Origin of the sequence: Cedecea sp. FDAARGOS_727 (assembly GCF_012273235.1) — a bacterium.
In the GTDB taxonomy this organism is placed as follows: Bacteria; Pseudomonadota; Gammaproteobacteria; order Enterobacterales; family Enterobacteriaceae; genus Cedecea; species Cedecea davisae.
Genome location: NZ_CP050966.1, coordinates 3,604,811 through 3,622,867, shown reverse-complemented (window position 1 = coordinate 3,622,867; position 18,057 = coordinate 3,604,811). Strand labels below are relative to the sequence as shown.

Here is an 18,057-nt window from a genome sequence, read left to right as displayed (position 1 = left end):
GGAAAGCTTGTGATTCAGATTGCCCTGTTATTATTCGGCGTTGATTTTATGCGCTCCCGGGTTAAATACCTGATCCTGCTGGGTGGGCTCTGGGGCCTGCTCGGGCTGGCTATATTTCTTGATGGCCTGGACGGCGTGACCTATTTCCCTCTGCGTTTTTTTGGCCTGCTATTACTGATGGAAAGCCTGGTCACATTGAGCATTGCCTCCGGCGGCGTTGGGGCGCAAAAGGCCGTGCTTTACTTTAAAGGCGGGGTCTTCTGTTTCGTCTCGCTGCTTATCATATCGAATCAATCTTATAGCAACTTGCTGCTGGCAATCGTATTCGGCTTTGCCTACTTCGTGATTGGCCTGTTTGTGATTTTCTCCGCGTGGATTGTTCGTTTCCCGCACTGGAAAAGCACGCTGGTCACCGGCATGGCGCAGATCGTGTTCGCCATTTTCATGTTCAGCCCCTGGCCGACTCACTACAAAGCCACCGTCTCCTTCTTCCTGGGAACGTTAATGATCTTCAGCGGCATCCATACCGTGCGGCTTGCGCTTCGTGTGGCACGTCTGAAAGAAGGCACCTCTGTATTTGAGCTTTTGGTGCCCGCGGGAATGAACTTTCAAGTGAAGAAAGGTGCTGAAACAAAAGCTAAGCCGGTAGACTCGTCTGGCGCTGATTTTAGCGAACCACTAACGGTGCATATCTGGACCCCGGAAGGCACGGCCAGCGCTTCGACCATCCCCCGGCCGGTGATCAATCGCTATATCGCCGCCGTGGATACCGAAGGTGTGATTTCAACCGGCCATGCCGCGCTGGAGGTCCCGCCGGGTATCTACATCAGTCTTTATCCGGCAGAGGACATCGACCGCTCACCGTCAGAGTTTTTAAATACGCTCAAGGCAACGCGCGATAACGACGTTCCGGGCACGTTCCAGCCGGACTATGCCACGGAGGCAGCTGAGTGGTGCCATTCAGATCGCAAAATCTACTTCCACCAGTACAACGGCAAAGCCTTACAGCGGTTCTGGAGCGCCTACAAGCTCACCAAAACCTATAATCTGACCTATCGCAATTGCTCAAGCAGCGTTGCCTATGCGCTGGAGGCCTCGCTGGATGGCGTGCTGTCCAGGCGCAGTAAAAGCTGGCTATCCATACTCAGAACACTCGCAATGCCCGAACTTTGGATAGCCGCTCAGGTTCGTAAACGCGCCGTGTCTATGGCCTGGACGCCGGGGCTGGTGATGGATTACGCCAGAGCGCTGCGCAGCATCGTTCATCCCGTGCCGGAACCATGGTATCAGCGCGTGTCCTACAAATGGCGCGAAGACAAAAAGGCGGAGAAGTAGCCGCCCTGAAAGTGCCTGTTAATGGGTAACGGACTTCGAAAAGAGCTGAATAATCATAATCCCCACGGCAATGAACAGCATGCCTGCCAGGGCCGGGAGATCGAGTTTCTGCTTATAAAACAGGAATGACATCACGGAAACCAGGAAGATCCCCATGCCCGCCCATATGGCGTAAGCGATGCCGATATTCATGGTTTTGACAACCTGCGACAGGCCGTAAAATGAGACGGCATAGCCCACCACCACCACGATGCTGGGTACTAATCGACTGAAACCGTCAGAGGCTTTCATCATGGTGGTAGCCAGCGTTTCTGCGCAGATAGAAATAGCGAGAATAATCCAGGTATTAGGCATTGTTTTTCCTTGAGTTGAAAATCCTGGTTGAATTATAGAACTTAACCCAGGCCAAAATATCAACAAGAAGAAAATGAAAGGCAGATTAAAATAAATGCGATGTTCACGGCAGCAATGCTACGCGAATGAAGAGGTTACAAGATCTGGTTCACAGAATGAACTAAGGGTGGGTAAACAACTACCCTGCTGCACAAGCCAGGTGATAAGTTGTGCGGCGAAGAATGGCGGAGAGAGGGGGATTTGAACCCCCGGTAGAGTTGCCCCTACTCTAGTTTTCGAGACTAGTCCGTTCAGCCGCTCCGGCATCTCTCCGTTCTGGTGGTTGCCATAATGCCAGGTTATGCGGCATTTTAACAGCCTGCGTTCTTTCGTTTCTGTTCAAACGATGACTTTGCGAGCAAGTAACATGATTAAGTGGCCCTGGAAAGCAAGTGATTCAACCGCTGCCCCGGCTTTGCCGTGGGAGCAGGCGTTAGCCATTCCCGTGCTGGCGCCACTCAGTGAAACCGAGCAGCAAAAACTGATTACCCTTGGCGAGCGTTTTTTACAGCAAAAACGGCTGGTGCCGGTGCAGGGTTTTGAACTGGATGAGCTAAAGTCCGCCCGTATTGCGCTGCTATTTTGCCTGCCGGTTTTAGCGCTGGGTATCGAGTGGCTGGACGGTTTTCACGAAGTGCTGCTCTACCCCGCGCCGTTTATCGTCGATGACGAATGGCAGGACGATTTTGGTCTGGTGCACAGCCAGCGCGTGGTGCAGTCCGGGCAGAGCTGGCAGCAGGGTCCGGTGGTGCTTAACTGGCTGGACGTGCAGGACTCTTTCGACGCCTCCGGTTTTAACCTGATAGTCCACGAAGTCGCCCACAAGCTGGACGCCCGCAACGGCGACCGCGCCAGCGGCGTACCGCTGATTGCCCTGCGCGACGTTGCAGGCTGGGAGCACGACCTCCATGCGGCGATGGACAGCATCCAGGATGAGATCGATATGGTGGGCGAAAACGCCGCCAGCATTGATGCCTATGCGGCCACCGATCCGGCGGAATGTTTTGCGGTGCTCTCCGAATATTTCTTCAGCGCCCCGCAGCTTTTCACGCCTCGCTTCGCCTCACTTTACCAACGTTTTTGCCAGTTCTACGGACAAGACCCGCTGCAACGGCTGGTTGATCGGGAAAACACCCCAGGAGTGGCCGGAAACACGGTGCATTAAATCAACAACACGGCGCAAAATTAATCATACGAATTAATACGTTACTTTTACTGTTGACAGTTTTTATGGCTAACGATAACATGCGCCCCGTTGAAACAATTCCTCTGTAGTTCAGTCGGTAGAACGGCGGACTGTTAATCCGTATGTCACTGGTTCGAGTCCAGTCAGAGGAGCCAAACTCTTGTTTTCATGCCGCTCTGCGAATCCTTATGTAATTTAGATTCAATAAGTTAGCGTGAAAAGTCTTCCCGATGTATTTTTAGTTTTCCCTCCGCATCGGGAGAATTTGGTGGTCAGATTTGGGGTCAAGTTGGTTCGATGACGGAGTGACCCCCAAATGTCTCTTAACGACTCAAAAATCCGCAACTTAAAACCATCCGCAAAACCCTTTAAAGTCTCCGATTCCCATGGTCTGTATCTGCTGGTTAATCCAGGCGGTTCACGTCTCTGGTATCTCAAATATCGTATCAATAGAAAAGAATCTCGCCTTGGCTTAGGCGCATACCCTGATGTGTCTTTGGCTGATGCTCGTCAACAGCGTGATGGTATCCGTAAATTGCTGGCGCATAATATCAATCCTGCACAACAGCGCTCTGCGGAAAGATCCACTTCCTCGCCAGACAAAACTTTCAAGTATGTGGCACTGGACTGGCATAAAAGCAACCGAACATGGTCAGAGAACCACGCCTCCCGTCTGCTTGCCAGCATGAACAATCATATATTCCCTGTGATTGGACACTTGCCCGTAGCAGAACTAAAACCTCGTCACTTTATTGACCTGCTAAAAGGCATTGAGCAAAAAGGTCTGCTGGAAGTCGCAGCACGCACCCGGCAGCATATGTGCAACATCATGCGTCATGCCATACATCAGGAGTTGATAGAGAACAATCCGGCAGCAAATCTGGAGGGTATCATCTCCCCGCCCGTTAAACGTCACTACCCCGCCCTTCAGTTGGAGCGGCTACCGGAACTGTTGGCTCGCATTGAGGACTACAAGCAAGGACGAGAGTTAACCCGCCTGGCCGTATTACTCACCCTTCACCTATTCATCCGTTCCAGCGAGCTTCGTTTCGCCCGTTGGTCTGAGATCGATTTCAAAAATAGAATCTGGACCATTCCTGCCACTCGCGAGGCCATCTCCGGTGTCCGCTACTCTGGGCGTGGTGCAAAAATGCGCACTCCACATATCGTTCCACTCTCCCGTCAGTCCATCGCTATTCTGAAACAGATACGGGAAATATCCGGGCATCGCGTGCTGATATTCCCCGGTGACCATAATCCGTATAAGCCAATGTGTGAAAACACCGTCAACAAGGCGTTGCGCCTGATGAGATATGACACAAAAAATGAAATCTGCGGCCACGGATTACGGGCAATGGCCTGTAGTGCCCTGATGGAGTCTGGCCTGTGGGCACAGGATGCGGTTGAACGGCAGATGAGTCATCAGGAGCGTAACAGCGTTCGAGCGGCTTACATCCATAAAGCAGAATATCTCGATTCCCGTAAAGCGATGATGCAATGGTGGTCGGATTATCTGGATATGTGCAGGAAAGCGTATGCCCCACCTTATATTTGTGGGAAGGAAATCAGTTACACAATGGGATAACCCCTCTGACAGAATAAGCCACAAAAAAAAGCCGTATCAGTCTGTACTGGTAGGGCATTTTTCTGGCTTCAACTCGGAGAAATTGTTAAGCCGTTTATGAGCATCTTTAACCGAATTGACCTGCGTGAATCGAAAGTGTGAGGTCCGCTTATCATTTAGATCTATCCACGGAAACGGATTGGGTCAGTTATGAGCGAACTATAGTCATTCTAACCCTGAGAATTACACTTTTGAGTGATTCAGGGTATGCGCTTACTGGTTACGAATATTGAGCGAGAATCATGTGATGATCGCCGCTTCTCTTTCGAACCAGTAGGTGCTCCGCGTTCGCTAACGAATACTCAGGGCATGCAGATACACTGCTGACTATATTTCTTTCGAAGAGCGTGGAATGCATACCAATCCCCGATGAAAGGAGTTGGTGATGACTGCGACTAATCAATTTGCTGCACATGTTGGTCTGGACTGGGCAGATAAAAAACACGATGTCTGTGTTCAGTTCAAAAACGGTGAACGCGTATTCCATGTGATTGAACATACGGCAGAAGCGCTTGATATCTGGCTTACTGAGTTACACCAGAAGGTAAAAGGCAGAATCGCAATAGCTCTCGAGCTGAAGAAGGGCCCCGTGGTATATGCTCTTCAAAAATATCCCTTTATCACCGTTTTCTCCGTCCACGCTTTGTCCCTGGCTCGTTACCGGCAAGCCTTCTCACCCAGCGGCGCTAAAAATGACCCGCAGGATGCCGAGCTAGCATTAGAGTTAATGCTACGCTATCCCCAAAAGATAAAAGCCATTGAACCCGACAACGCAGATATCCGGTTACTCCAGCAATTAGTTGAGCAGCGCCGACTGCTGGTCGAAGACAAGCGTCGCTTTGTAAATCGGCTCATCAACACGCTTAAGCAGTATTACCCCCTGCCCCTGGAATGGTTCTCCCATCGGGACAATTCACTGTTCTGCGAGCTAATCATTCGCTGGCCCAGCCTGCAACAACTCAAACGGGCTCGCAGCGATACTGTTCGTCATTTTATGAACGCTAAAGGTGGTCCTGCTGTTGCATATACCGAACAGCGGGTTGCAAGTATTGCCAATGCTATTCCACTGACCACAGATAAAAGTGTAATAGAGGCAAATGCATTGATGGCAACAGCACTCGCATCTCAAATCAAACTGGCAGGCGACCTAATCAGAACCTACGACGAACGTATTGAATCCTTATTCGGTACGCTTCCGGATGCAGAACTGTTCAAATCACTTCCTGGAATGGGACCGTGCATGGGTCCAAGGATGCTTGCCGCACTGGGTGATAACCGCGACCGCTTCAACAGCGCTGAAGAAATTCAAAACTACGCAGGTATTGCACCGGTGACAGAACGAAGTGGCCAGAAATCCTGGGTTCACTGGCGATGGCAGTGTGCTAAGTTCGTCAGGCAGACTTTTGTTGAATGGGCTGCCAAGACGGTTAACTCATCATACTGGGCCAGACTTTATTATCAGGGACTGCGAGAAAAAGAGAAATCGCACCAATCTGCAATCCGGGCTCTTGCTTTCAAATGGATAACGATCATTTACCGCTGCTGGAAGACCAAACTCGGTACGATGAAGCGAAGTATTTGCTGGCTCTCGAAGCGCGACACTCGCCCTTACTGAAGCCATAAAAAGCTTGTTGAATGTCTCAGGGCGTGAAGCGGACGCTGGTGTTCTTTGAATAAATCCGGCTTCTGTGCTTGTGCACTAATCCAGGGAAGAAAAATATTGCGTCGGTGATTTACCCAGCGCTTTTCTGAACATCGTAATAAACGCACTGACCGAATCATATCCCAGCGTTCCGGCTACGCGCTGCACGGGCTGACCTTCAGACAGATGGCTCAGGGCAATCATCAAATGCAGCTGCTGACGCCAGCGACCAAAGCTCATTCCTGTCGCCTCTTTTATCAGCCTGGCCAGAGATCGTTCGCTGATGGCCAGATGAGCAGCCCAATGCTTTAACGTTCGCCGGTCATCTGGCTCATTAAAAAGTGCCTCAGCCATAATCCGGATTTTAGGATGATCTGATACAGGAAGATGGAGTGCTTCAACCGGCACATCCGGAATATGCTCCAGCAGCACCGCTGCAAGCCTGGCGGTTTTACTGTCAGGAGAATAAGCATGTTCCTGCTCTGCAAGATACAGAACAAGCTCGCGAACCAGAGGTGTAATCGCTATGGTACAGCAGATTTTCGGCATCGCTGCCGTGCCGGGCTCGATGAATAAAAGGCACGTGTCTGCATTCTTCGTGATCCGGCAACGGTGGGGGATTTCTCCCGGAACCCAGACGGCATGTCCTGGTGGAACAAGCCACAGCGCATCCTCAACCTCACAGCGCACTGCACCGCGCAAAGAGAGAATAAGTTGCCCCTTGCGATGAGCGTGCGGACTTTGCCCGGCATACTCACCTGACGATGATACATGCAGGGCGATAGCGGCCTGACTGAAATCATCGGCATTAAACTCTTCCGGCGAGGTCACAGATTTTTTATTAACTGGCATGATTTAGCTATATGTTGTCAGGTTATCTATATTCTGTAACTCATGCGTCCTTTAAAGTCTTTCTTTTTTCAGAGAAAGCAAAACTTATGTCCCACACTACGAACAAGTGGTCTTCAATCATACTTGTGACCGGCATCCTTTTTATCGCCATTAACCTGCGTGTTCCTTTTACCGCTATAGCACCCGTTTTAGAGTCCATTCGCCATGATTTTGGGCTAAGTATCACAGCCGTTGGGTTGCTTAACTCGCTTCCTTTACTGGCCTTTGCCGCCTTTTCTCCACTGAGCGCATCGATTTCCCGCAAGTACGGCCTGGAACGCACCCTTTTTGGTGCCCTGGTCGTGATTTCAGCGGGGATTCTGCTTCGCTCAACAGACAGCGTCTGGGCGCTTTATGGCGGAACAGTGTTAATTGGTATCGGGATTGCCCTGGGCAATGTCCTGCTGCCTGGCCTGATCAAACGTGACTTTTCCGGCAACGTGGCTTCCGTGACGGGAGCATATTCCATCACCATGGGCGCCGCTGGCGCCATTGGATCTGCCATTGTCATTCCTCTGACGCAGAGCTGGGGCTGGAACATCGCGTTAGCCATGTTGGTTATTGCACCGCTCCTTGCGTTGCTTTTATGGTTGCCGCAGTTGAAGAAAAAGCATCAACTGCCAGTAGCAGGTGAGAAAAAAGCAGCGACCGTTGCGGTCTGGCGCTCGTCTCTGGCGTGGCAGGTCACCTTGTTTATGGGCCTGAATGCGATGCCGTTTTATGTTGCGGTCGGCTGGCTGCCAGCCATTCTGACAGACAGTGGGCTCTCCTCAGCTCAGGCTGGTGAGGTACATGGCATCCTTCAGCTCACCACCGCCATTCCCGGCCTGATTCTGGCAGCCACGCTGCGTCGTCTTAACGATCAGAAATTAGCCGCTGCTGGCGTCAGCCTGTTAACCGCAGTGTCCTTTATTGGCATCCTTTATTTGCCAAATCTGGCGATGCTGTGGGCTGCACTCCTCGGCTTCGGCTCGGGTGCCAGCATGATGCTGGGTCTGACCTTCATCGGGTTGCGCACTACAAACGCTGGTGATGCTGCCGCGCTGTCAGGTATGGCGCAGAGTATCGGTTATCTGATGGCGGCGATGGGACCGCTGTTGCTGGGTAAAGTACAGGAGTTGTCCGGAGGTTGGACGGTGCCATTACTGATGACCACAGCAATCTCAGTTGCAGGAGCCTGCACCGGAATGGCTGCCGGACGAGATGCGCACCTGGAACCTGTACAGCAGCCGGGCTGAATGGGTTTACACAGCAAGGTACCAGCTGATCCTCTGCGGCGGATGCTTTCCATCGAGGTTCTGAAGCGTCTTAATGGTACCGGAGCCATCTGTACTATCCCGATGAGCGGACTTTTCGGTGAAAAGGCCGCTCAGGGCGAGCGTAACATTCAGCGGCCGCCCTGAAGCTCAGGGCGATCGCGGTCAGTAATAATATAATAAACAAGCCTTATGACTGTTTGGCAACGATGAATCGCTTTTCATCACTCATAAAGGCTTTTTCACTGGCGGGTGAAAGGATGGCACCGAAATTCATATGCGCGCGGAGTTTCCATGATGGAGGAACATTCCACTCAGTGCGAATATCTTCATCGATCAGAGGATTATAATGCTGCAGGTTGGCACCAATTCCTTTTTCAGCCAGCGCCAGCCAGACAGCATACTGTGCAATACCTGTGCTGTGCTCAGACCATACCGGGAAATTGTCCGCATAGGCCGCAAACTGCTCCTGTAGTGACTTGACAACATCCTGATCCTCGAAAAAAAGTATTGAGCCGGCAGCCGCTGCAAACCCGTCTATTTTATCTGAGGTGCCGGAGAAACTTTCTGCAGGCACGATTTTGCGTAACTGTTCACGCGTGAGTTCCCATAAGCGAGCGTGCTGCTCACCCAGTAAAATCAGAAGCCTTGAGCTTTGCGAGTTAAAAGCAGAAGGAGCCTGCTTCACTGCCTCAATGACAGTGCCGATCAGCTCGTTCTCCGGGACAGGAATATCTTTTCCAAGTACATAAATGGTGCGTCGTTTTCTGGCAAGCTCTAAAAAGTTACCTGTCATGAATTAGCCCTCAGATGAATTGTTTGACATCGTAATTTGCCCCGTCTTGCCCTCTGACTGGACTGATAGGGTCAGCATGCAATAATACACGCTGACTCATTAGTGCATGCTTTCCGAAGGATTACGGACAGGATGCGACATTGTTAAAAGTTTGGACTGGAAGTAAAGATGCTTCATCAGCCCACGCTTCTGAAGCATTAACGGCTCCGCATCTTATTAATCTGAATACGCCTCCGAAGACACGGTCAGTGTGATATTATCGCTTACATAAGGAACGTATTTATCAATTTTAAAGTCTGATCTCTTAATCACACCGGTGGCGTTAAAACCTACCGCATTTTTCTTCTCCATAGCCTGAAAACCTGCTTTGTTCAGGGTTGCATGAAGAATAACCGGCCGGGTTATGGATTTAATGGTTAAATTTCCCCGTACGTCATACTTATCACCATTCATTTCAATGCTGGTGCTTTTAAAATTTGCGACCGGATATTTCTCCGCATCAAAATAATCTGGCTGACCAAACTCTTTATTCAGTGCTGGAACGCCGGTATCAATACTGGCTACAGGAATGTTGATATCAACCAGTGATAAAATTTTTGTTGCCGGATCGAACTTAACTGTGCCATCTACATGATGAAGGGATGCCGTCGGGTTCGAAAAACCTAGGTGGTTCCAGCTAATAACCACAGACGTATGCGATTCATCAAGTTTATAACTCGCTGTTTTCGCCTGTGCAGCAGTAGTAAAGAGAAGTGAAAATAACAGTGAAGCAGAAAGTACATGATATTTCATTGATATAACCCGATTCATAAGGATTGATTGTTATTAGCGCAGGCGCTTATATAGCAAGCCGGCTTATTTGATAAAATTTTCGTTATTACACAAAAAAATTATTTGTTCGTGCTGGCGGCTAATGGCTATCAGTGTTCGTAACGTATGACATTATCGTGTCACAAACTCAGCATTACCAACTCATTATCTGGTTATTTCAATAATTACGATGGTTAAGCCGCAGCAGCATGGCACATGCAAATCTCTTGATTTCAGCGCTATAGTAGATTTAGACTAACTTATCTTCAAGTACCCACCTCAAGGTAAGTATGGAAAAATTCAACGACTGTTTTACACTGGACAACAAAGAACCCGGTAATGTTTTGCGGGAGGCATGTCCTGCCCGTGAAGTTCTCGAGGTTCTGGTGAGCAAATGGACATTGCTCATTATTCATGCCCTTTCTGACGGTGCATCAAGGCCGGGTGATTTGCGAAGAAAAATTCAGGGTATATCAGAAAAGGTGCTGTCACAGAATCTTAAGGAACTTGAAAGCAGGAATCTTGTTACGCGCACTGTCTTTCGTGAAGTACCGCCCAAAGTCGAATATGCACTCACGGAACTGGGAACGTCCCTCTGGCAGGCAGCGAATGAACTCAACCGGTGGGTAGAACAAAACTGTCACTTTCTGATTAAAGACACTGATCCTTCCATGTGACATGCCATTGTTCATTTATGAGTGCTGCGGGCTAACAGGAGCATATAAGAAGGCAGGCTGCAGGCGCCGAAAAGCGACTTCCCTTGCTGGCTCAGAGGCGGTATCGCCTGCTGGCCATGAGGGAACAGCAAGGCATTTTAACAACAAGTCCCTGCAGTTTGTTGTATCAGTACAAAAAGCACTCGCGTCTCAGTCTTTGCCCGGCCCATGGTCAAACCGGGTTCCTTTGCCGATGGCATAAAACTGCCCCCCGGCGACATAATGTATGGTTCGTAATTCGTCAGGTGCTTCATCAAATATCCAGTGTCCATTGCGAAAAACCCGATCGTCACTCCACGCGCCGGCAATTTCTCCCATAAACAGATTATGTTCCAGCTCATATGCCGCGTTGGGTATTACCTTACATACAAGCCAGCCAGCACAACCCTCTACCAGCGGAACATCGAACTCTTTCAGGTAGAACGTCGGTATTTTATGATTCTTGTCAGGCCTGTCACGGTAGCTGTGCTCACCTGCGTACAAAACGGTTTCCATCTGGCTGACTACGGGGATCTGTACGGCAAACAGACCACTTTCTTCCACCAATCCACGGGTATAAGCCTGCGGACCGATATACGCCATGACTTTATTGATCCCCACCAGACTCACCCAGGCAGCGGCCATCACATTGGCATTACCATTATGCTTAGCGGAAATCATTGTAGTTGGGCCGACCTGCAATAATCGATATGCTTTGTTCAGTTCGACTGGCTGTAAAGACACACGATTTCTCCTTCCCATAAATGAAAAATGTGCCGTTATCAGCAACGGCACATTTGAAGGCGTTTTAATACACTGATGATCGCCTGAAGATAATCAGGCTAATACCGTTTTGTATCGTCCGGCCTGAGCTGCGATTTCTTCGTCAGTTATCGTCGCGCTTCCGCCTGTAATGAACGGCTTGATGTAGTTCATACCCAGATACCCGGAGATGGTTTCAAAAGACAGCAGGTACTCTCCTACCGTATGTCCGGCAGCGCCATCAGGCTGATAGGCAGACTCAGCACCTCCAAGCGAAACTGCCAGCATGAGTTGCTTGTCGTGCAGCGCCTGTGTTTCTCCACCATGTGACCAGCCGTACGTCAGTACATCGTCAAGCCACTGTTTCAGAAGTGGCGGCGTGCTGTACCACTGCATAGGGAACTGCAGCACGACACGATCCGTCTTCTCCAGGGCAGCCTGTTCAGCGGCCACGTCGATTTTGCCATCCGGATACAGGTCATAGAGATAACGCACTTCAACGCCTGTCAGTGATGCTGCACCTTTTGCCAGGGCTGAGTTTACCCGGGACTGATTAATGTTGGGATGGGTAACAAATACTGTTGTTTTCATAGCGATCTCTTATTTTTTCAGAAGAATGTTTCGTCAATTTCAAGCCGGGATAAGGCTTCGTTGATATCATTTAATTCGGCGTCACTGAGCTGAACATTTGCGGCGTGAAAATTCTCTTCCAGCCGGTGTAGTTTTGTTGTTCCCGGGATCGGCACAATGTAAGGCTTCTGAGCCAGCTCCCAGGCAAGAACAATCTGTGCTGAAGTTGCGTTGTTTCTTTCTGCAATTTCAGCGATTAGCTTAAGAAGCGTCTGGTTATTTTCCATCACCTCTGGTTTGAAGCGCCCCATCATGCCCCGGTAATCGCCTTCCCCGTAGGTTGTATTAGCTGTGACCTGACCACTCAGGAATCCATTACCCAGCGGGCTGTAGGCCATAAAACCAATATCAAGTTCATCGCAGACCTTAAACAGATCCTGTTCAGGTTTACGCCACATCATTGAATACTGGTCTTCAACCGCAGTGACCGGGCAGATGGCATGAGCCCGGCGTATGTAAGATACGGGCGCATTGGATAAGCCCCAGTACTTTATTTTGCCCTCCGCGATCAGCTCTTTCATTAATCCTGCCACCACTTCCGGCTCAACTTTTGGGTCGACACGATGCTGATAAAACAGGTCGATATGGTCGGTCTTCAGGCGCCTGAGGGAACCTTCCAGTTGCTCTCTGACAGATGCCGGACGGCTGTCTAATACCGGCACCAGCTGTCCATCACTATTTTCCATTCCTGTCACGCCGAATTTGGTCGCGATGACAACGTTGTCCCTGTGTTTGCTGAGCGCTACCCCCAGCAGTTTTTCGTTTTCAAATCCGTAAATGGGGGCAGTGTCGAAAAGGTTGCAGCCCAGCTCTACAGCCTTGTCTATCAGCTTTGTCCTTTCCCGGATCTCAACTGAATAGCCATAGCCATGGTCCATGCCCATGCACCCCAGCCCCATTTCCGAGACATGAAGCCCCTGGCTACCTAACCTTCTAATTTTCACGATTATTTCACCCTTCTTTAAGGTATTAACTATTCTTAGATGCTAAGTATACGGTTGGATTTATTGCTGAAAAATTGTTAATTTAGAAAATCAGAATTGCTAAAATCACAATTATTATGAATAAACTCGATGCCCTGAGATTTTTTGTTACTGCTGCAGAAACAATGAATTTTCGCGAAGCGGCAGTCAGGCTGGCCATTTCTCCATCCGTGGTGACACGCACGATTGCTGATCTGGAACATCAGCTTGGCGAACCGCTTTTTAAGCGCAATACCCGATCCATTGTGCTGACCAGCTTTGGTGAGTTTTTCTTGCCCCGTGCCATGCGGCTGCTTGAAGACTCAGAGGCCCTTTTCCAGACGGCCAGAGATGACAATGAGATGAAGGGTGTTGTGAGGATCACGCTATTCCGGTTTCCCGGCCACGAGCAGGTGTTATATGAGCTTCTGACCGCTCTCGATCCCTATCCTGAGCTGTTTATTGACTGGCGGTTAGACATGATGAAGCTGGATACTGTCCAGAACCGTATTGATATGGGGATCCGTATAGAGCGGGAGCCAAACCCGAATTTTATCGTCAGGCCCATTACGCTGGTTCATCATGCCCTGATGACTTCTCCCCGGCTCATTGACAGGCTGGGCGCACCGAAAAATTTTGAAGACCTGCGTCAGCGTTACCCTTTCAGCGGTCTGCTTAACCCTGAAACCGGCAAGGTGTTTGAATTTATGCTCGACGGCGTCAATACCTTTATTCCCCGGCACCTGGAGTTTTTTACCACCGACTCCCAGTCTGAGATTCAGGCTGCGTTAACCGGTAAAGCCGTGATTCAGTCGAGTAATCTGGCCTGCAGGGAATACCTTGAAGACGGCAGGCTGGTGAATGTCCTGCCGGAACTGAAACTGGAAACCTGGCAGCTTTATCTTTACCGGCCCTATCAGACCCTGGTACCACAGCGCATCAGGACCGTTTTTCACATCCTTGAAAATATTTTACTCAGACACTTTAGTTAAAAGAGGGCCCGGATGTGGCTGGCGCTCTTAGCCGGCGTCCCCCCGTAAACCGGAGATGTGAATTTCTGGGTACAGCCTTTCTCCGGGAAGTCGCTGCTCCGGGATGCTCATATCCGCGAAATAAAGTCTGCCGTTCTTTCAGGTCCCCTGAATACTGCTGACTTTTAGTATGCAACGGGGAGCTGTGACAGACGTATCAACTGAATATTTCATCTATCCAGTCTGCAAATGCACGTACGGCGGGTGAAAGAAAACGCTGATGGGGATAAAGCAATGCGACAGGAACAGACGACGGCTGCCAGTCGGCCAGGACTTCAACCAGCGTTCCTTTCTGAAGGTGTTCTGCTACAACGTTCTCAGCAAGCTGCGCCAGCCCGAATCCTTCGAGGCACATTTTTATATAGAGTCCCGTCTCGTTGACGGCTGCCTGCCCCCTGACGGGTACGGACAGCGTTTCTGTTCCCTTTACAAAACGCAATTCGTCTGTACGCCGGCTTTGTCCGGAAAAATAATGAATAGCCCGGTGATGAGATAAATCTTCAGGTGACTGCGGAATACCGTACTCCCTGAGATAATCGGGAGAGGCGCAGGTGATCCAGCGAAATTCTCCGAGCGGACGGGCTACAAGCGTGGAGTTAAGTAACTCTCCGGTTCTGATCACGCAGTCCACGCCCTCCTGAACCAGGTCAACCTGCCGGTCGCTGACGCCGATCATCAGGTAAATATCAGGATAACGGCTGTAGAACTCTTTCAGGTTTGGCATCACGAGGAAGTGCGCTATACCGCCGGGCATATCAACGCGTAAACGACCACGGGGGCGCCTGTTCGAATCGGCCAGACTGGCTTCCGTATGTTCAATTAAGGCCAGAATTTCCCGGCACTGCGCCAGATACTGCATACCTTCCGGAGTCAGGCTGACACGTCTTGTGGTCCGGTTCAGCAGACGCACCTGCAGATATTTCTCCAGGTTTTTGATGGTGCTGGTAACAGTAGAAGAAGGCAGGGACAGTGTTTCCGCTGCCCGGACAAAGCTTCCGGCCTCAGCCACCCTTATAAAAACCTGCATAGCCTGAATACGATCCACCTGATTGCGCTCCTGAATAGCATGTGACGGTGATAACCATCATTATTCGCAAATTCTGAATGATGAAAACACGTTAGTCATCTTTTTCAGCTTAAACAGGAGGCGTATTGTTTTCCTTCTGAACCTGAAAGAGACAATTCAAATGACCGATTACTGCAGAAATATTGTTAACAATCAGACGGAAAATGCGCCGGTAACGCTGATCAGCGGTGCAACCATACTGAGTATGGATGAGAATGTTGGTAACCATGAACGTGGCGATATTCTTGTCACAGGGTCAACCATCACCGCCATCGGTAAGGACCTGAACGCCGAGGGTGCTCACGTCATTGATGCCACAAATATGATTGCCATGCCGGGGATGGTCGATTCTCATCGTCACGCCTGGGAAGGCCAGCTGCGCCGCATCAACCCAAACGCCACCTGTCTGGACGACTATAGCAATGCCACGCACTTCTCGTTTGCGAAATACTATCGGCCCGCAGATATCTATGTCGGTAATCTCCTGACGGCGCTGGGCGCGATTGATGCGGGTATCACTACCATGATTGATAACTCGCACAACAGCCGTACCGCAGCACATGCAGACGCCGCCGTTGAAGCCCTGCTTGATGCCGGAATTCGCGCTATTCATGCGTCCGGCGCGCCGGTAGCAGGCGAATGGGACAGAGCGCACTGGCCGGGTAACTGGCAGCGTCTGCAGGAAAAATATTTCAAAGACAATCCTGAGGGACTGGTTTCTCTGGGCGTCATGGCCCAGCTGGAGCCGGAATTGTGGGCCGAGGCCCGCCGGCTCGGGCTGCCAATCGTGACCGAATTCTTTGGGGCTGAGATGGCTTCAGAGCTTAAATCACTGCATCAGCAGGGCCTGCTGGGCCCGGACAATATCTTCAATCACTGCACAGCACTGCCTGATGAGGGCTGGGAAATCCTGCGTGAAGCCGGCGTACGAGTGAACGTCTGTCCGCGCTCAGATTCGCACTATGGCATTGAAAGCGGGATGTTTGCCATTGAGGCCGCGCAGCGCCATGGCATCAATCCTGGCCTGAGCGTGGATAACGAAACGTCTTACAGCACAGATATGTTTATGGAAATGCGCGTGGCGTTCTATCTGCAGCGCGTGATGGGTATGCATAAGCAGCACTGCTGTGATTCAGGGCATTCTCTGACAACGCTCCCGGCAGCGCAGCTGCTGAAGTCGGCAACCGTCGATGGTGCGACCTGTGCCGGACTACAGGATAAAGTGGGTAGCCTGACGCCAGGCAAACAGGCCGACCTGATCCTGATTAACGCTGCTGATCTCAATCTCTATCCGAACGGGAATGCCTTCGGGACGGTGGTGCATGCAACTGAACGCAGCAACATCGATACTGTCATGATTGGCGGGCGCATCGTCAAGCAGAACGGCAAAGTTCTGGGCGTGGACAGCGAGCGTCTTCGTGCTGCCATCGATGAATCACGCGAACACCTTTTCGCCGCCGCCGGGTATGAGCCGGACATCTTTGCGGAGAAATTCCTGCCGCTGGTACAGGCAAACTGACAGGGAATAACAGCATGAGCGCGATTTATTACGTAATAGCTTTTGCAGCGGGTCTTGGTATTACCTTGCAGACAACCCTGAACAGTCAGCTCGCAAAAGGACTCGGGGGCGATCCGGTCACCGCCGCGTTCTTTTCCTTTACGGCCGGGGCGTTGAGCCTCGGGATTTACTCGCTGCTACGTGGCGGGTTATTTAGCTCTCTCGCTGCTATTCCTTCGCAGCCAGCATGGAGTCTGGCGGGCGGCCTGATCGGTGCCTGTGCGTTGTTCAGCTACGTGGTGCTGGCACCGAAAATCGGTTTTTCAGCCCTGCTCGGGCTGGCAATCGTTGGGCAGTTACTCTCGTCGCAGATGATTGACCATTTCGGTCTGCTGGGTGCTGTACGGCGACCGGTTTCGCTACTCAAACTGGGGGGCATGCTGGTCATGCTGGCAGGACTCGCCATCATGCTTTTTGGTGACAAACTTTCAGCGCGTTTTTTGCCCTGACAGGGTGGGAATAGCTTGTTACTGCCGTCTGCCATAATGCAGATGGCCTTACGCTTTTGGTCAGGCGCGATGCGAAACTTTTATATGCGGGAGAAATAACATGTTTTCAGTGTCTGCTGATGCCAGAAATTTGCTGGGAGAGTGCCCAATCTGGTGCGAGAGGACACGCAGGATTTACTGGACTGACATTGAAGGCAGCGAGCTGCTTGCCCTTGAAGAAGACACCAGTGTTGTGATGCGCTGGTCCCTGCCTGAACGCCTCGGATCGTTTGCTCTTACTGAACATTCTGACGTTTTATTGATGGGACTGGCGTCCCGATTCGCCTTCTGCGATCTGAATACGGGTATCTTTACGCCGGTTGTGGCGTCACCGGGAGGACCGGGAACACGGACAGGGGATGGTCGGTGCGACCGCGAGGGTAATTTCGTCTTCGGGACCATGGATGACGGATACCCCGCGAAAATCATAGGAAGATTTCACAGGCTAAATGCAGCGACACTCAGCATTGAGACGCTACCCCTGCCTGAGGTGGCCATCCCGAACAGCATCTGTTTCAGTCCGGACGGCAGCACGATGTATTACTGTGACTCGATGCAGGGCCGTATAATGTGCTGTGATTACCCCTCCATGAATAACCAGCGCGTGTTCACTGCAACAGAAGGAAAGGGAGCGCCTGACGGCTCCTGCGTGGACGCAATGGGCTATGTCTGGAATGCCGAATGGGGAGGAAGCCGTGTTGTACGTTATCGTCCGGACGGAACGACGGAGAGTATCCTGCCCTCTCCAGGAGTTCAGAGCACTTGCCCGACACTCGCGGGAGAAGCATTCACAACGCTGTATTGTACCAGTGCCAGCGTGGGTCTTTCTGTGCCGTCAAGGCATGATGGAGCATTGCTAAGAGCGAAATCAGCCGTATTCCCCGGTTTACCGGAGAGCCGGTTTTCAGCGCACACAGCGTAACCGCTTTGCT

17 protein-coding genes, 2 tRNA genes and 1 pseudogene are annotated in these 18,057 nt (G+C 50.9%); 11 read left to right on the top strand and 9 right to left on the bottom strand.

Annotated features, from left to right (window positions below; translation table 11 throughout):
• Positions 1–9 precede the first annotated feature (9 nt).
• A complete protein-coding gene (locus FOC35_RS17025; RefSeq protein WP_172569586.1) occupies positions 10–1,335 on the top strand; it encodes an HdeD family acid-resistance protein in 1,326 nt (441 codons plus the stop codon).
• Positions 1,336–1,353: 18 nt separating this feature from the next.
• Here FOC35_RS17025 and FOC35_RS17020 read toward each other — a convergent pair whose 3' ends face one another.
• Both FOC35_RS17020 and FOC35_RS17015 read right to left on the bottom strand, forming a co-directional pair.
• Positions 1,354–1,689: a multidrug efflux SMR transporter gene (locus FOC35_RS17020; RefSeq protein ID WP_016537095.1), complete on the bottom strand. Its 336-nt coding sequence runs from the start codon at positions 1,687–1,689 to the stop codon at positions 1,354–1,356.
• A 222-nt stretch (positions 1,690–1,911) separates the two neighbouring features.
• Positions 1,912–2,001, bottom strand: a tRNA-Ser gene (locus FOC35_RS17015).
• Between the two features lie 94 nt (positions 2,002–2,095).
• On the opposite strand from FOC35_RS17015, the gene mtfA reads away from it, so the two are divergent.
• The 4 genes and pseudogenes from mtfA (at position 2,096) to FOC35_RS16995 (ending at position 6,161) form a co-directional block, all read left to right on the top strand.
• A complete protein-coding gene (gene mtfA / locus FOC35_RS17010) occupies positions 2,096–2,893 on the top strand; it encodes a DgsA anti-repressor MtfA (RefSeq protein WP_172569585.1) in 798 nt (265 codons plus the stop codon).
• Positions 2,894–2,993: 100 nt separating this feature from the next.
• Positions 2,994–3,069, top strand: a tRNA-Asn gene (locus tag FOC35_RS17005).
• A gap of 161 nt (positions 3,070–3,230) precedes the next feature.
• A complete protein-coding gene (locus FOC35_RS17000) occupies positions 3,231–4,499 on the top strand; it encodes an integrase arm-type DNA-binding domain-containing protein (protein ID WP_014229917.1) in 1,269 nt (422 codons plus the stop codon).
• A 424-nt stretch (positions 4,500–4,923) separates the two neighbouring features.
• A pseudogene (locus FOC35_RS16995) lies at positions 4,924–6,161 on the top strand (IS110 family transposase).
• A 76-nt stretch (positions 6,162–6,237) separates the two neighbouring features.
• Here FOC35_RS16995 and FOC35_RS16990 read toward each other — a convergent pair.
• Positions 6,238–7,032, bottom strand: coding sequence for a helix-turn-helix transcriptional regulator (locus tag FOC35_RS16990; RefSeq protein ID WP_041165282.1), 795 nt, complete (start codon positions 7,030–7,032; stop codon positions 6,238–6,240).
• Between the two features lie 86 nt (positions 7,033–7,118).
• Between FOC35_RS16990 and FOC35_RS16985 the strand changes: the two genes are divergently transcribed.
• The gene (locus FOC35_RS16985; RefSeq protein ID WP_014229922.1) at positions 7,119–8,309 is read left to right on the top strand and encodes a CynX/NimT family MFS transporter; all 1,191 of its coding nucleotides are present in this window, start codon (positions 7,119–7,121) and stop codon (positions 8,307–8,309) included.
• A gap of 208 nt (positions 8,310–8,517) precedes the next feature.
• Here FOC35_RS16985 and FOC35_RS16980 read toward each other — a convergent pair whose 3' ends face one another.
• A complete protein-coding gene (locus tag FOC35_RS16980; protein WP_048762596.1) occupies positions 8,518–9,123 on the bottom strand; it encodes a nitroreductase family protein in 606 nt (201 codons plus the stop codon).
• Positions 9,124–9,339: 216 nt separating this feature from the next.
• On the bottom strand, positions 9,340–9,915 hold the full coding sequence (locus tag FOC35_RS16975) for a YceI family protein (protein WP_048762607.1): 576 nt from the start codon (positions 9,913–9,915) through the stop codon (positions 9,340–9,342).
• 308 nt (positions 9,916–10,223) lie between these two features.
• Between FOC35_RS16975 and FOC35_RS16970 the strand changes: the two genes are divergently transcribed.
• Positions 10,224–10,610 carry a helix-turn-helix domain-containing protein gene (locus FOC35_RS16970; protein ID WP_014229926.1) on the top strand — a complete coding sequence of 129 codons (387 nt, stop codon included), beginning with the start codon at positions 10,224–10,226 and terminating at the stop codon, positions 10,608–10,610.
• A gap of 189 nt (positions 10,611–10,799) precedes the next feature.
• Here FOC35_RS16970 and FOC35_RS16965 read toward each other — a convergent pair whose 3' ends face one another.
• The 3 genes from FOC35_RS16965 to FOC35_RS16955 form a co-directional block, all read right to left on the bottom strand.
• Positions 10,800–11,372 carry a flavin reductase family protein gene (locus FOC35_RS16965; protein ID WP_014229927.1) on the bottom strand — a complete coding sequence of 191 codons (573 nt, stop codon included), beginning with the start codon at positions 11,370–11,372 and terminating at the stop codon, positions 10,800–10,802.
• A 93-nt stretch (positions 11,373–11,465) separates the two neighbouring features.
• Positions 11,466–11,981 carry an NAD(P)H-dependent oxidoreductase gene (locus FOC35_RS16960; RefSeq protein WP_014229928.1) on the bottom strand — a complete coding sequence of 172 codons (516 nt, stop codon included), beginning with the start codon at positions 11,979–11,981 and terminating at the stop codon, positions 11,466–11,468.
• Positions 11,982–11,998: 17 nt separating this feature from the next.
• Entirely contained in the window at positions 11,999–12,964 is a 966-nt protein-coding gene (locus FOC35_RS16955; RefSeq protein ID WP_082144865.1) for an aldo/keto reductase, read from the bottom strand.
• Between the two features lie 116 nt (positions 12,965–13,080).
• On the opposite strand from FOC35_RS16955, the gene FOC35_RS16950 reads away from it, so the two are divergent.
• Positions 13,081–13,974: a LysR family transcriptional regulator gene (locus tag FOC35_RS16950; RefSeq protein ID WP_041165285.1), complete on the top strand. Its 894-nt coding sequence runs from the start codon at positions 13,081–13,083 to the stop codon at positions 13,972–13,974.
• Between the two features lie 196 nt (positions 13,975–14,170).
• On the opposite strand, the gene FOC35_RS16945 is transcribed toward FOC35_RS16950, so the two are convergent.
• Positions 14,171–15,058 carry a LysR family transcriptional regulator gene (locus FOC35_RS16945; protein WP_048762594.1) on the bottom strand — a complete coding sequence of 296 codons (888 nt, stop codon included), beginning with the start codon at positions 15,056–15,058 and terminating at the stop codon, positions 14,171–14,173.
• Between the two features lie 142 nt (positions 15,059–15,200).
• Here FOC35_RS16945 and FOC35_RS16940 point away from each other — a divergent pair, with 142 nt between their 5' ends.
• The 3 genes from FOC35_RS16940 to FOC35_RS16930 all read left to right on the top strand — a co-directional run bounded on the left by FOC35_RS16940 (position 15,201) and on the right by FOC35_RS16930 (position 18,047).
• Positions 15,201–16,598 carry an amidohydrolase family protein gene (locus FOC35_RS16940; protein WP_172569584.1) on the top strand — a complete coding sequence of 466 codons (1,398 nt, stop codon included), beginning with the start codon at positions 15,201–15,203 and terminating at the stop codon, positions 16,596–16,598.
• Between the two features lie 14 nt (positions 16,599–16,612).
• Positions 16,613–17,086, top strand: a complete 474-nt coding sequence (locus FOC35_RS16935; RefSeq protein ID WP_012539997.1) for a DMT family transporter — start codon at positions 16,613–16,615, stop codon at positions 17,084–17,086.
• A 100-nt stretch (positions 17,087–17,186) separates the two neighbouring features.
• Positions 17,187–18,047 (top strand): SMP-30/gluconolactonase/LRE family protein, encoded by an 861-nt coding sequence (locus FOC35_RS16930; protein WP_048762592.1) that lies wholly within the window; start codon positions 17,187–17,189, stop codon positions 18,045–18,047.
• Positions 18,048–18,057: the final 10 nt, after the last annotated feature.